Source organism: Lichenihabitans sp. PAMC28606, from assembly GCF_020616535.1.
GTDB lineage: Bacteria > Pseudomonadota > Alphaproteobacteria > Rhizobiales > Beijerinckiaceae > Lichenihabitans > Lichenihabitans psoromatis.
In genome coordinates this window covers 1,979,541-1,993,407 of the sequence record NZ_CP085136.1, presented here as the reverse complement: position 1 = coordinate 1,993,407, position 13,867 = coordinate 1,979,541, and the positions used below count along the sequence as shown (strand labels likewise).

The following is a 13,867-nucleotide window of genomic DNA, read 5'->3' as shown; positions in this document are numbered from 1 at the left end:
ACCTTTGTTAAACGAGAGAATGCAGTGGCCTCTCGTTCATTATTTCTTCACAGCCTCCGCAACACCCGTCGCGCGTCGCGTCGGCGCTTTGGCCTTGGCGTTCTGCCTTCTGCTTGGTGATGCTGATGGCTGTTGGGCAGCGCGGCGCAACAGTCCTGGCCCGCAACGCGGCCCGGATCAGTTGCGTCCGACGACGGCGGGAACGCCCGACCCACAAACGCGACCCTATAGTGTCGCGGTGCTGGGCGATGGTTTCGCCGAAGCGCTCGCGGAAGGTTTGAGCCTCAACGCGGCCGGCCAGTCCGGCACGACCATCTTGCAAAAGACGCATGCGCCCTATGGCTTGTCACAGGATGACCGATTCGAGTGGCCGATCGCCATTCGCAATATGTTTGCCGCCTCAGAGCCGATCGACGCCGCCGTCATCATGATGGGCGCCAACGATACGATGCCGATCAAAGATGGCGTGACGATAGTCGAGCCGCAGACGCCGCGCTGGCGCCAGATGTATGGCGCGCGGGTCGACGCGGTCGTGGCGCTGTTTCGCGACAAGGGCATCCCCGTGATCTGGGTCGGCCTGCCGATCGTGCAAGACGACGAACTCTCGGCCCAATTCGTCGCCCTGAACGAGATCGTCCGCGACCGGACCGTCAAGGCCGGCGCGACCTATGTCGACAGTTGGGAAGCCTTCGTGGACGACGCCGGCAAATATGCGGCGTCCGGTCCCGATCTGAATGGCCAGCCGGCGAAGCTGCGCGCGTCCGATGGAATCGATTTCACCCGCGCGGGTGAACGCAAGCTCGCGAGCTTCGTCGAGGCCGATCTTCGTCGCGACCGGGAGAAAGCCAAGCCCGATGCGCCAAACGTGTCCGCCGTCGTGATCCCGACGCAGCCGGGCTTCGATAACGCACTGCAAATCGATGTAAACGCGCAGATCCGGCGGGAGGCGGGCCTCCCGGCTTTGCCGTCCTCCGATCCGGCGCCGCAGGGCGCGACCGGCGTGCCGCAAATCGGTCCGATCATCAGCCTCACGGCGCCCGTTGTGACGATCGGCGGCCGCCTCGCGGATGCGACATCCGGCTTGCCGCGATCCGCTGATCGCGATGCGGACGGCCTGACCGAGCGCGCCTTGGTTCAGGGCCAGCCGATCCAACCCAAGCCGAGCCGGATGGACGATTTTTCCTGGCCGCGACAATAGGCATGTCGCTTCCGATCATCGGTCTGGTCTTGCTTGCGGCCTTCATGCATGCCGGGTGGAATGCCCTGCTTCGGGGCGGTCGTGACCGGCTCTGGTCCATGGCCATCATGGATCTCGTGCTCGGGGTCGGCGGCTGCATTGTGGTGCCGTTCACCGGGCTGCCATGCGCCGCGAGCCTCCCCTATGTGATCGCCTCGGGCCTGCTCCATTTCCTCTACAATATCCTGCTGGTTCGAAGTTATAGGACCGGCGCTCTCGGCGAAATCTACCCGATCGCCCGCGGGTCCTCGCCCGCGCTCGTGACGCTCGGAGCCCTGGTGCTGGTCGGCGAGCACCCCGGCGTGGCCGCGGTCGCGGGCGTGTTGCTGATCACCAGCGGCATTCTGCTGCTCGCTTTGGCCAGGGGCCGCCTGCATGCGGGCAGCTTGCCGATCGCGCTCGCGACGGGCGCTGCCATCGCCAGCTACACAGTGGTGGATGGCATCGGGGTGCGCCTGTCGGGCGATTGGCTCGCTTATTCAGGGGCGATGTTTGCGCTGGAATTGTTGCTGCCGCTCTGGTTCGTCTGGCGCAGAGGCGTTGCGGCATTGTATGCGCCGGCACCCGAGGTGTTGAAATCGGCCACCGGAGGCGCGGTCTCCTTCGCGGCCTATGCGGTCGTGATCTGGGCGTTGCAGCTGGGCGCCATGGGCTCGGTCTCGGCCTTGCGGGAGACGAGCGTGGTGTTTGCGGCCGTTCTCGGGCGCCTCTTTCTCGGCGAAACCCTCACGGTGAAGCGGATCGCCGCCTGCCTCGTGATCGCGATCGGGGCCGCCTGTATCGCGCAGGGCTAGGCGATCTACATCGTCGCAGTCAGGCCGTCGTCCAGATAGGCGTCGAGGTCGGCCCCCGCGCGGTTGTCGAGCACATGCGTGATCCAGGCCTGTCGCTCATGCGCCGCGACCGCGATTTCCCACACGCATGGGCCAAGATGCTCCGGGCCGACATCGACGAAACGCGTCGGGTCGTCAAAGGGCGCGCGGAAGTGCCGATGGATCGTCATGTCGGCGCGGTGCCACCAGTCGAGCAAAAGCCAGACCCCTTGGACGCCAAGGTGCAGCGTCACGAACGCGATCCCGACATCGAGACCTTGGTCCGGCGCTTCGCCGAGCACAACCGACACTTTGTCCCAAGCCGCCTCGACGATGTCGGGAAAGTGAGCCGCCGTTCCGCGTACCGTAATGACATGCGCTTTGACACGCCAGCGCCCGATCGCGCGATGGCCCTGAAAGGCGATCGCGCGAGGATTGTAGCGGTAGGAGGAGAGATCCGCCATTTCGCCCCGTTCTAGCGCGGCAGCGTGGTCGATCCCATCAGATGGGCGTCGACCGAGGACGCAGCTTGACGGCCTTCGCGGATGGCCCAAACCACGAGGGACTGGCCGCGACGCATGTCACCGCAGGCAAATACTTTGTCGGTGCTCGACCGATAGACCTTCGTGTCGGCCGCGACATTGCCGCGTGCATCGAGTTGCACGCCAAGGTCGGCCAGCAAGCCATCTTCGATGGGTGAGACGAACCCCATGGCCAACAGAACGAGATCGGCCCGCAGTGAGAACCCGCTATCGGGCACGGGCTGCATCTTGCCGTCGACTCGGCTGATATGCAGTTGCTTCACCTGGCCGCCATCACCGGTGAATTCCTTGGTCAGCACCGCGAAGTCGCGTTCGGCGCCTTCTTCCTGGCTCGAGGAGGTCCGCAGCTTCAGCGGCCAATCCGGCCACGTCAGAAGCTTATTCTCCTTCTCGGGCGGGCGCGGCATGATTTCGAGCTGCGTTACCGACAAGGCGCCCTGACGGATCGAGGTGCCGATGCAATCGGATCCCGTGTCGCCGCCGCCGATCACGACGACATGCTTGCCGGAGGCCAGGATGGGCGTGTTGGAGCGAACCGGCTCCTTCGAAACGCGGCGGTTCTGCTGCGGCAGGAAATCCATCGCGAAATGGATGCCGTTGAGGTCGCGGCCCGGGATCGGCAGGTCGCGCGGCTTTTCGGATCCGCCTGCCAGAACGACGGCGTCGTAATTCTCTTGCAGTTCCTGCGCCGTGATGTCGACGCCGACATTGACGCCGCAATGGAACGTGACGCCTTCCGACGACATCTGAGCGACACGCCGATCGATGTGCCGCTTCTCCAGCTTGAAGTCCGGAATGCCATAGCGCAGCAAGCCGCCCGGCTTGGGGTTTTTCTCGTAGACATGGACGTCATGTCCGGCCCGCGCGAGTTGCTGCGCGCAGGCGAGGCCGGCCGGCCCCGAGCCGACGATCGCGATGGTTTTGCCGGTCTGGCGAGTGGCCTTTTGCGGCCTGACCCAGCCTTCTTCCCAGGCGCGATCGATGATGGCGTTCTCGATCGTCTTGATCGTGACGGGCGAGTCGCTGAGGTTCAGCGTGCAGGCGGCCTCGCAAGGGGCAGGGCAGATGCGGCCGGTGAATTCCGGGAAGTTGTTGGTCGAATGGAGGTTGCTGGCCGCTTCCTCCCAGTCGCCGCGATAGACGAGGTCGTTCCAATCCGGGATCTGGTTATTGACCGGGCAGCCGTTGTGGCAAAACGGAATGCCGCAATTCATGCAGCGTGCCGCCTGGTCCTTCGTCGATGCTTCCGACATCGGAAGCACGAATTCCTTGTAGTGGCGGATGCGATCGGAGGCCGGCGCATAGCGCCGGTCGTGCCGATCGATCTCGATGAAGCCGGTGACCTTACCCATCAGCTCTATTCCCCCGCCACGGCCAACACGGGCCGGCTCTGCATCTGCGGCGCCAGTTCGGCCAGCGCGCGACGATAGTCGGTCGGCATGACCTTTTTGAAGTGGGGCAACACCGCCGCCCAGTCGTCGAGCAATGCTTTCGCTTTGGTCGAGCCGGTCAAGCGCGCATGGTTGGCCACCAGTTGACGCAGCCGCTCAGCATCGTATCGCGTCATGTCGGACATGATGTCGACAGGGCGCGGGAACTGCAGGTCGTTGCTCTGGTGGTAGAACCGCTCGTTGGCGGCCTCTTCGGCTTCGATCGGTTCGAGATCGACCATCGCCATATTGCACCGCTTGGCGAAGGAGCCGTCCTGGTCGAGCACATAGGCGATGCCACCCGACATTCCGGCCGCAAAATTGCGCCCGGTTTCGCCGATCACCACGACAATGCCGCCCGTCATATACTCGCAGCCGTGATCGCCTGTGCCTTCGACGACCGCGATCGCGCCGGAGTTCCGCACCGCGAAACGCTCCCCCGCGACGCCGCGGAAGTAGCACTCGCCCGAAATCGCGCCATACAGGACCGTATTGCCGACAATGATCGATTGCTCGGGCACGATCTGGGTCGCGGCCTTCGGCGGATAGATGATGATCTTGCCGCCCGAGAGGCCCTTGCCGACATAGTCGTTGGCCTCGCCCTCGAGTTCCAGCGTCACACCATTGGCCACAAAGGCGCCGAAGCTCTGCCCGGCGGTGCCGTCGAACTTGATGTGGATCGTGTCGCTCGGTAGCCCGGCGTGACCGTAACGCTTGACGATGGCGCCCGACAGCATCGCCCCGGTGGTGCGGTCCGTGTTGGCGATCGTCTTCTGCACCACGATCGGCGTGCGATTGGCCACCGCTTCGGCCGTCTCGGCAATCAGCGTCTGATCCAGCACCTTGCCGAGATTGTGGTTCTGCGCCTCGGTGCAGCGGATGCCGACGCCCTCGGGCGCATCCGGCTTGTGGAACAGCTTGCTGAAGTCCAGGCCATTCGCCTTCCAGTGATCCATCGCGGTTTCGCGATCGAGCATCTGCATCTGGCCGATCATCTCGTCGAACCGGCGATAGCCCATCGCGGCCATCAACTCACGCACTTCCTCGGCCACGAAGAAGAAGTAATTGATGACGTGTTCGGGCAAGCCGACGAAACGCTTGCGGAGAACCGGGTCCTGGGTCGCGACCCCGACCGGGCAGGTGTTGAGATGGCACTTCCGCATCATGATACAGCCGGCCGCGATCAGCGGCGCGGTCGCGCAGCCGAATTCGTCGGCGCCGAGCAGAGCGCCAACGACGACGTCGCGCCCCGTGCGGATGCCGCCATCGACCTGCACGGTGATGCGTGAGCGGAGACGGTTCAGCACCAGCGTCTGGTGGGTTTCGGCAAGGCCGATCTCCCACGGGCTGCCGGCATGCTTGATCGAGGTGAGCGGCGACGCCCCTGTGCCGCCCTCGAAGCCGGCGATCGTCACATGGTCGGCGCGTGCCTTGGCGACACCTGCCGCGACCGTGCCGACGCCGACTTCCGACACCAGCTTGACCGAAACGAGCGCCTCGGGATTGACGTTCTTCAAGTCGTAGACGAGCTGCGCCAGATCCTCGATCGAGTAGATGTCATGATGGGGCGGCGGCGAGATCAGGCCGACGCCTGCCGTCGAGTGACGCACCTTGGCGATGATCGCATCGACCTTGTGGCCGGGCAATTGGCCGCCTTCGCCGGGCTTCGCGCCCTGCGCCATCTTGATCTGCATCATGTCGGAATTGACGAGATATTCGGTTGTGACACCGAAGCGCCCCGACGCTACCTGCTTGATGGCCGAGCGCATGCTGTCGCCGTTCGCCATCGGCTTGAAGCGATCGGATTCTTCGCCCCCCTCGCCGGTGTTCGACTTGCCGCCGATCCGGTTCATGGCGATCGCCAGCGTGGTATGGGCCTCGCGCGAGATCGAGCCATACGACATGGCGCCGGTCGAGAAGCGCTTGACGATCTCGGCCGCGGTCTCGACCTCCTCGATCGGAACCGGGGTGCGGCCGTCCTCGGCGGCACCTTTCACGCGGAACAGCCCACGCACGGTCAGCAGGCGCTCGTCCTGCTCGTTCATCAGCTTGGCATAGGCCCGATACTTGTCCTGGCTGTTGCCGCGCACGGCATGCTGCAGCAGCGACACGGTCTGCGGCGACCACGAATGCGCTTCGCCTCGGATGCGGTAGGCATAATCGCCGCCGACATCGAGCGCGTTGCGATAGATCGGAGCGTCGCCAAAGGCATCGGCGTGACGCCGCGCCGTTTCACGAGCGATCTCGGCCAAGCCGATACCGCCGATCATGGTCGCGGTGCCACGGAAATATTGATCGATGAAACTGTCGGCCAGCCCGACCGCATCGAAGATCTGCGCGCCGCAATAGGATTGGTAGGTCGAGATGCCCATCTTGGACATGACCTTCAGCAAGCCCTTGTCGATCGACTTGATGAACCGCTTCACGGCCTCGGTGCCGTCGATCTCCTCGGGGAATTCGATCGCGAGCGCCGTCAGGGTCTCGAACGCCAGATAGGGGTTGATGGCCTCGGCGCCGTAGCCCGCAAGGCAGGCGAAGTGATGAATCTCGCGCGCTTCACCGGTTTCGACCACGAGGCCGACCGACGTGCGAAGTCCCTTGCGGATCAGGTGATGATGAACGGCCGCGGTCGCCAGCAAGGCCGGGATCGGGATGCGGTCCGGCCCCATCATCCGGTCCGACAGGATGATGATATTGTAGCCGCCATGCACGGCGGCCTCGGCCCGCTCGCAGAGGCGCTGCAGGATGGCTTCCATCCCCTCGGCGCCGTGCTTGACCGCATAGGTGGTGTCCAGCGTCTTGGTGTCAAACGACTCTTCCAGAAACCCGATGCAGCGGATCTTCTCGAGATCGTCGTTGGTCAGGATGGGCTGGCGCACTTCAAGCCGCTTCTTGCTCGAATTGCCCTCGAGATCGAAGATGTTCGGACGCGGACCGATGAACGACACGAGGCTCATGACGAGTTCCTCGCGGATCGGGTCGATCGGCGGGTTCGTGACCTGCGCGAAATTCTGCTTAAAATAGGTATAGAGCAGCTTCGGCTTGTCCGACAAAGCCGAGATCGGCGTGTCGGTGCCCATCGAGCCCATGGCTTCCTGGCCCGTCGCGGCCATCGGGGCCAACAGGGTGGTCAGATCCTCCTGCGTGTAGCCGAAGGCCTGCTGCTTATCGAGCAGCGACACGTCCGTCCGGGCCGCGCGGGCTTCCACCGGCTGCATGTCTTCCAGCACGATCTGCGTGCGGCTCAGCCACTCCCGATAGGGGTGCGAGGCCGCAACCTGGCTCTTCATCTCGTCGTCCGAGATGATGCGGCCCTGTTCGAGATCGACCAGCAGCATCTTGCCCGGCTGCAGCCGCCACTTCTTGACGATCTTCTCCTGCGGGATCGGCAGCACGCCCATTTCCGACGCCAGGATCACGAGGTCGTCGTCGGTCACGAGGTAGCGCGCCGGCCGGAGGCCGTTCCGGTCGAGCGTCGCGCCGATCTGCACGCCATCTGTAAACGCGACCGCTGCCGGCCCGTCCCACGGCTCCATCAAGGCCGCGTGATATTCGTAGAAGGCGCGCCGATCCTCTTCCATCAGCGGATTGCCGGCCCAGGCTTCCGGGATCAGCATCATCATGGCATGGGCGAGCGAATAGCCACCCTCGACCAGGAACTCGAGCGCATTGTCGAAACAGGCGGTATCGGACTGGCCTTCGTAGGAAATCGGCCAGAGCTTGGAGATGTCCTTGCCAAACAGCACCGATTCGACCGACGCCTGACGCGCCGCCATCCAGTTGACGTTGCCGCGCAGCGTGTTGATCTCGCCATTGTGGGCGACCATCCGGTAGGGATGGGCGAGCGACCAAGCCGGGAACGTGTTGGTCGAAAAACGCTGATGCACGAGCGCCAGCGCCGAGGTGAACCGCTCGTCGGTCAAGTCGTTGTAATAGGCGCCGAGACGCGTGGCCAGCAGAAGGCCCTTGTAGACGAGCGTGCGCGACGACATCGAGACAGGGTAGAAGCCACGCACACGCTCGTCGGTCAGCTTGTAGACGTTGCCCGAGATGACCTTACGGAGAATGAACAGTCGTCGTTCGAAGGTCGCATCGTCCGTGATGCCCTCGCCACGCCCGATGAACACCTGCCGGCACACGGGTTCGCTCGCCTTGATGCTTTCTCCGAGGCAGGAACTGTCGGTCGGCACGTCGCGCCAGCCGAGCAGCACCTGACCTTCGTCAGTTACGACCTGGCTGATGATGTCTTCGATCAGGGCGCGGCCGCCCGCATCGCGCGGCAGGAACATGAAGCCGATCGCATAGTGACCGGGTTCCGGCAGCGAGAAGCCCAGCCGCTCGGCTTCGGACGAGAAGAAGTCGTGCGGAATCTGCACCAACATGCCGCAGCCATCGCCGCCGTGAGCATCGGCCCCGACCGCACCGCGATGATCGAGATTAAGCAGGATCTCGAGCCCCATCTTCACGATGGAATGGGACTTCTGGTTCTTCATATGCGCCACGAAGCCGACCCCGCAGGCATCGTGCTCGCGTGCCGGATCATAAAGACCTTGCGCGGCCGGCAAGCCGGGATCACGGTACATCGGCACCACAGGCGGGGTCTTCGCCGAACCAGCGACGCGTTTGGCGTCGGCCTGCGTGGTCATCAAGACCGCAAGTTCCGCTGCTCTGCTCTCGCTCATCGACGTTGCCCCCATGGCTCATGGGACAGGGCCACCTGTCATGTCGCGCTCACCGCACCTCTCCGTCGAAGAGGCCCGTCAGGCGAAATGGTCAGTAGTCCTGTCCTAAATCAGGACTTCGACTTTTACAGGATCACATGTGTGGCACAAGACGGTCCGCACGAATAAAACGACGCACGGCGACAGCCGTGCGACGTTATCGGCTGCGAGGCTTGGATCTGCGCGCGGAACCGGCCGGCGCACCGACGGTTTGACTGGTCTTTCAGGAGGTCCATCATGACGAAAGAACCGAAAGCCGGCGACAAGGTCACCTGGTCGTCCTCGCAGGGCGAGGTCACTGGAACGGTGGAAAAAAAGCTCACCAAGCCGACCAAGATCAAAACCCACAAGGTGGCGGCCTCGCCCGAAAATCCGGAGTTTCTGGTCAAGAGCGACAAGACCGGTGCCAAGGCGGCTCATAAAGCCGAAGCGCTCAAAAAGGCTTGAGGCTGGACACCGCCGCCCGTGCATGATGCTTGGCGCCAATCTCAAAACACGCGGCGGGCACAGAATGGAATTTGGAAGCGATAATGTGGTCGGGGCGAGCGCCCCGATCGTCGAAGCGATCGCCGTGGCGGCGCGGGCGGGACGCCAGGGCACCTATGGGTCCGACCGTTGGACGCAATCGGCGGTTCGGCGGCTCGAAGATCTGTTCGAGCGCAAGCTGTCGGTGTTGTTGATGACGACCGGCACGGCCGCCAACGCCTTGTCGCTCGCCACCGTCACGCCGCCGTGGGGCGGCGTGTTCTGCCACGACATGGCGCATATCAACGATGAGGAATGCGGCGCCCCGGAATTTTTCACGGCGGGTGGCAAATTGATCGGGGTTTCGGGGCCGGGCGGCAAGATGACCGCACGGGCTCTGACCGAAACGCTGGCGCGCTTTCCGCGCGGCGGCACGCGGCATGTGCACGCCGCAACCCTCAGTCTGTCGCAGGCGACCGAGTCGGGCACGGCCTATGCCTGCGAGGAAATCGGCGCTCTGGTCGAGGTCGCGCGGAGCGCCGGCCTCTCGGTCCATATGGATGGGGCGCGCTTTGCCAATGCTCTGGTCGACCTGCGCTGTACGCCCGCCGAAATGACCTGGAAAGCGGGTGTCGATATCCTGTCGTTCGGGGCGACGAAAAATGGCGCTCTGGCCTGCGAGGCCATTATCGCCTTCGATCCGGGGAAGGTCGAAATCCTCGAGGTTCAACGCAAGCGCGCTGGCCACACCCTGTCGAAAGGGCGTTTCCTCGGTGCCCAGATGGATGCCTATCTGGCCGACGACCATTGGCTCGATCTCGCGCGTCACGCCAACAGGATGGCGAAACGGCTGGCCGACGGCCTGACCGGGATCGCGGGGATCCGTCTGCCTTGGAGCCGGCAGGCCAACGAAGTCTTTGCCGTTCTGCCCGGAGACATCGACGCGGCGTTGAAGCAGGCCGGCGCCCATTATTACGAGTGGGACGCTCTTGGGCTATCGGCCGACGACGTGCCACGCGCCGGTGAGGTTTTTGTCCGGTTTGTGTGCTCCTTCGAGACGCTCGAGCAAGAGGTCGACGATTTTATCCGCATTGCGGGCGGGGCTCGATGAACCGTCGCATCCTCGCCGTAATGAATCGTCAACGCTTGTGGTGAACGGCCGTGCTGCCCCACCGTGGGATTGAGGCGCGGCCGATGGAGTGACGGATGCGTGATGGTGCCCGGGTCTCTGACCTGTCCGGCAAGACCGTGAAGCTGGTGTTGATCGCGAGTTGGGCCGCTCTTCTAGGCGGCGTGTTGGCGCCGAAGCCGGCCAGCGCGCAATTCTTTTGGGATCAGCCGCGCCTGTCGGCCGACGATGCCGCACGGTCCGTGATCGATAAGGGGTTTCGACCGCTGGCCCCGCCGATCCGCAACGAAGGCGTTTATGTCGCCGAGGTCGTCGACCGTCGCGGTCGGCGCGAGCGGCTGGTCGTCAGCGCCGACAATGGCGAAATTCTCCAGCGTTTCGTGATGGACGATCGTCGCGCTTTCCGTCGCAACATCGATCCGACGATCCCGCGCGGACCGGTGCCGCCCGCTCAGATCCCCAGCGAGGATAATCAGCCCAACATGTTCACGCGGCTGTTCGGGGGTGGCAACGACGACACCAACCAGCAGCCACCGAACGCCAGCCAGGGTCATGAACTGCCGGTCCCGGCGCAGCCGCGGCCGCCGCGCGTCAAACGCGCCCCGCGTGTGGTCGAGCGCACGCCCGAGCCCGCGCGGTCATCCCCGATCGAAACATCGCCCTTGGCGGCGCCCGATCAGCAACCGGCCCCGGCAACGGGGTCGGTTTCGCCAGCCGCGACATCGACGCCCGTGGTTTCTTCCCCCGCCGTCTCCACTCCCGCCGCATCGGCGCCGACTGTCGCGGCTCCGGCGGGCGACAGGCCCGTTCGGTCCATCGTGACCAATCCGCTGAGCCTGCCGGGAACGCGCGAGCAGGACGACAAAAGCAAGGGGACCGCGACCGCATCGTCGGCCGCACGCAAGCCCGCCGGTAAGGATGTGCCTGTCGCTCCGCTCGAGTAGACGCGTCGTCCGTCTTAGTCGATCGCATCCGTCACGTCGGTGGCGGATTGCTGTTGCGACCTATGGCCGCTGATCTCCGCGCCCGCATGGGGTGAGAAACGGAGGTTCCAGATCGTCGCGGTCAACGAGATCGCCGTGACGATCAGGAACGCGGCCGAGAAGTCGCCGAGTTGCGGCGTCGTGTGACCGCGCGCCACCATGGATCCTTGGAGAGCCAGCACTGCGACGCAGATCCCGACCGACAGCATGAGCTGCTGAAACGTCGTGTAGAAGCTCGTGGCCGAACTCATCCGCGCATTGGAAATCTCGTCGAACGCCACCGTATTGTAGCCGGTGAACTGAAACGACATGAAGAATCCGCAGAAGACCAGGATCCCGAACATGGCCCAATGCGGCCAGCCGGGCCGAAAGGCGGCGCAGATCGCATAGCCGAAGCTGGCCACGATGCCGTTCACGATCAGGCTGGTGCGGAAGCCGAAGCGCCGCAGGATGCGAGGCGCCAGCCCCTTCATCGACATCGAGCCGATCGCGGTGGCGATCACGATCGTGCCGCTGGTGGCGGCCGACAGACCGAAGCCGATCTGCAGCATCAGCGGAAGCAGAAAGGGCTGAGCGCCCTGGGTGATGCGCGTCAAGGAGCCCGCGATGACCGAGAGACCGAAATTCGGCACCCGCATCAGGGAAAGATCGAGGATCGGGTTGGTCACGCGGCGCGAATGCCGCACGTAGAGGGCGCCCGACACCAAGCCAATAGTTAACATCATGAGGACGACCCAGCCCTCGCCCGCGTGGCTCGTCATCTCGAAGCCGAAGAAAAGGCAGCCGAGCGATACACCGGACAGCAGCATGCCGAGCGTGTCGAAGCGCCCGATCGAAATGCCGGGGACGTCGTCGATGAACAAGCTGACGAGGACAACCCCCAGGATCCCGATCGGCACGTTGATGTAGAAGATCCAGCGCCAGTCGAGATAGGTCACGAAGAAACCGCCGACAGGCGGCCCGATGATCGGCCCGATCAAGGCCGGCACCAGCAACCAGGACATGGCCGACACCATGTTGCGGCGCTCGACGCTGCGGAGCAGCACGAGCCGACCGACCGGCATCATCATGGCGCCACCGAGCCCTTGGAAAACGCGGGCCAGCACCAGCACGGTCAGGTTGGGAGCCTGCGCGCAGAAGATCGATCCCAACGTGAACACCACGATCGCGCCGCGAAACACCACACGCGAGCCGAAGCGATCGGCCACCTTGCCGCTGGCCGGGATGAAGATCGCGAGGCTCAGCAGGTAGGACGTCAACGCCACGCTCATGCTCGTCGCCGTCACGCCGAAATCGCGCGCCATCGTGGGCAGCGCCGTGGTCAAGACGGTCGCGTCCAGCTGTTCCATGAACATGGCGCTGGCAATAATGAGCGCGATGGTTCGGAAATTTCGGGTCGGCGGAATTTTGGCGAGCGGGGGGGTGGTGGATGGGCCGGAGGAGGCGTCCAACATGGTGATCACTTTCGGGTCCCGGACAGATGGTCCGGGACAGTCGCGTCGTTGATTCCACAAGCTATACGCCGCGAAATCGATCGAGAATAGCGCAGCCACGCCATGGCTTCCATGTCGTAAGCTGTGGTTAGCCCGCAACCAGGAGAGACCGAGACCATGCCCGATCCGAGCACCGACACGGAGGTCCAGACAGCCGAACTCGGCCCGAAGCAGATCCGCAAGATCATTGATCGATTTCGCGTGACGGATGGGGCGGACTTCAAACTGAAACATTATGCGACCGACGACCCTCTGCCGGACATCGTCGACAAGTCGCAGGCCAAGGCGTTGCTGCGACAAGGCGTACAGCGATTATCGGACCTGCAGGAACTGCTCTACGCCAATGCATCATGGTCGCTGCTGATTGTGTTTCAGGCCATGGACGCCGCCGGCAAGGACGGCACGATCAAACACGTCATGTCCGGGGTCAACCCACAGGGGATTCTGGTGACCTCCTTCAAGGCGCCGGGCCCCGAGGATCTGGCGCATGACTTTCTGTGGCGGATCAATCGCGCGCTACCGGCTCGCGGCATGATCGGCATCTTCAACCGCTCGCATTATGAGGAGGTGCTGGTCACCCGCGTGCATCCGGAGATTTTGGCCCGGCAGGGGCTGCCACCGTCTCTCACCGACGGCAAGAAGTTCTGGGACCACCGCCTGAAGGATATCGCAGGCTTCGAGCGGCATCTGGCACGACAAGGGACGATCGTGCTGAAGTTCTTCCTGAATGTCGGCCGAGACGAGCAGAAGAAGCGCTTTCTCGAACGGCTCGACCATCCCGATAAAAACTGGAAATTCGACATCGGAGATCTGAAAGAACGAGGCTATTGGACCGACTATATGGCGGCCTACGAGGAAGCGATCGCCGCAACCGCAACCGAACAGGCGCCGTGGTTCATCGTTCCGGCGGATCAGAAATGGTTCATGCGCCTCGTGGTCGTCGCGGCCATCAACGACGCCTTGGAGGCGCTCGCCCTGAAGACCGTGATGCCCACCGACGAGCAGATCGCGAGCTTTGCCGAGGCGAGGCGTCGCCTCGAGCAGGAGCCATAAGG

General features: G+C 63.9%; 10 protein-coding genes. 6 read left to right on the top strand and 4 right to left on the bottom strand.

Annotated features, from left to right (window positions below):
• Positions 1 to 19 precede the first annotated feature (19 nt).
• Together LGH83_RS09450 and LGH83_RS09445 are read left to right on the top strand one after the other, a co-directional pair.
• The gene (locus LGH83_RS09450) at positions 20 to 1,198 is read left to right on the top strand and encodes a DUF459 domain-containing protein (protein WP_227401567.1); all 1,179 of its coding nucleotides are present in this window, start codon (positions 20 to 22) and stop codon (positions 1,196 to 1,198) included.
• A gap of 2 nt (positions 1,199 to 1,200) precedes the next feature.
• Positions 1,201 to 2,031, top strand: coding sequence for an EamA family transporter (locus LGH83_RS09445; protein ID WP_227401566.1), 831 nt, complete (start codon positions 1,201 to 1,203; stop codon positions 2,029 to 2,031).
• Positions 2,032 to 2,036: 5 nt separating this feature from the next.
• Here LGH83_RS09445 and LGH83_RS09440 read toward each other — a convergent pair whose 3' ends face one another.
• The 3 genes from LGH83_RS09440 to gltB are packed head-to-tail and all read right to left on the bottom strand — an operon-like array spanning position 2,037 to position 8,703.
• Complete coding sequence (locus tag LGH83_RS09440) at positions 2,037 to 2,513, bottom strand: hypothetical protein (RefSeq protein WP_227401565.1); 477 nt, start codon at positions 2,511 to 2,513, stop codon at positions 2,037 to 2,039.
• An 11-nt stretch (positions 2,514 to 2,524) separates the two neighbouring features.
• On the bottom strand, positions 2,525 to 3,943 hold the full coding sequence (locus tag LGH83_RS09435) for a glutamate synthase subunit beta (RefSeq protein ID WP_227401564.1): 1,419 nt from the start codon (positions 3,941 to 3,943) through the stop codon (positions 2,525 to 2,527).
• A 5-nt stretch (positions 3,944 to 3,948) separates the two neighbouring features.
• A complete protein-coding gene (gltB, locus tag LGH83_RS09430) occupies positions 3,949 to 8,703 on the bottom strand; it encodes a glutamate synthase large subunit (protein WP_227401563.1) in 4,755 nt (1,584 codons plus the stop codon).
• A gap of 276 nt (positions 8,704 to 8,979) precedes the next feature.
• Between gltB and LGH83_RS09425 the strand changes: the two genes are divergently transcribed.
• The 3 genes from LGH83_RS09425 (at position 8,980) to LGH83_RS09415 (ending at position 11,280) form a co-directional block, all read left to right on the top strand.
• A complete protein-coding gene (locus tag LGH83_RS09425) occupies positions 8,980 to 9,189 on the top strand; it encodes a DUF2945 domain-containing protein (protein WP_131113188.1) in 210 nt (69 codons plus the stop codon).
• A 64-nt stretch (positions 9,190 to 9,253) separates the two neighbouring features.
• Complete coding sequence (locus LGH83_RS09420) at positions 9,254 to 10,318, top strand: threonine aldolase family protein (protein ID WP_227401562.1); 1,065 nt, start codon at positions 9,254 to 9,256, stop codon at positions 10,316 to 10,318.
• Positions 10,319 to 10,413: 95 nt separating this feature from the next.
• Positions 10,414 to 11,280, top strand: coding sequence for a hypothetical protein (locus LGH83_RS09415; protein WP_227401561.1), 867 nt, complete (start codon positions 10,414 to 10,416; stop codon positions 11,278 to 11,280).
• A gap of 14 nt (positions 11,281 to 11,294) precedes the next feature.
• On the opposite strand, the gene LGH83_RS09410 is transcribed toward LGH83_RS09415, so the two are convergent.
• Positions 11,295 to 12,773: a DHA2 family efflux MFS transporter permease subunit gene (locus tag LGH83_RS09410; RefSeq protein ID WP_227401560.1), complete on the bottom strand. Its 1,479-nt coding sequence runs from the start codon at positions 12,771 to 12,773 to the stop codon at positions 11,295 to 11,297.
• Between the two features lie 156 nt (positions 12,774 to 12,929).
• Between LGH83_RS09410 and LGH83_RS09405 the strand changes: the two genes are divergently transcribed.
• A complete protein-coding gene (locus LGH83_RS09405; protein ID WP_227401559.1) occupies positions 12,930 to 13,865 on the top strand; it encodes a polyphosphate kinase 2 family protein in 936 nt (311 codons plus the stop codon).
• Positions 13,866 to 13,867 lie beyond the last annotated feature (2 nt).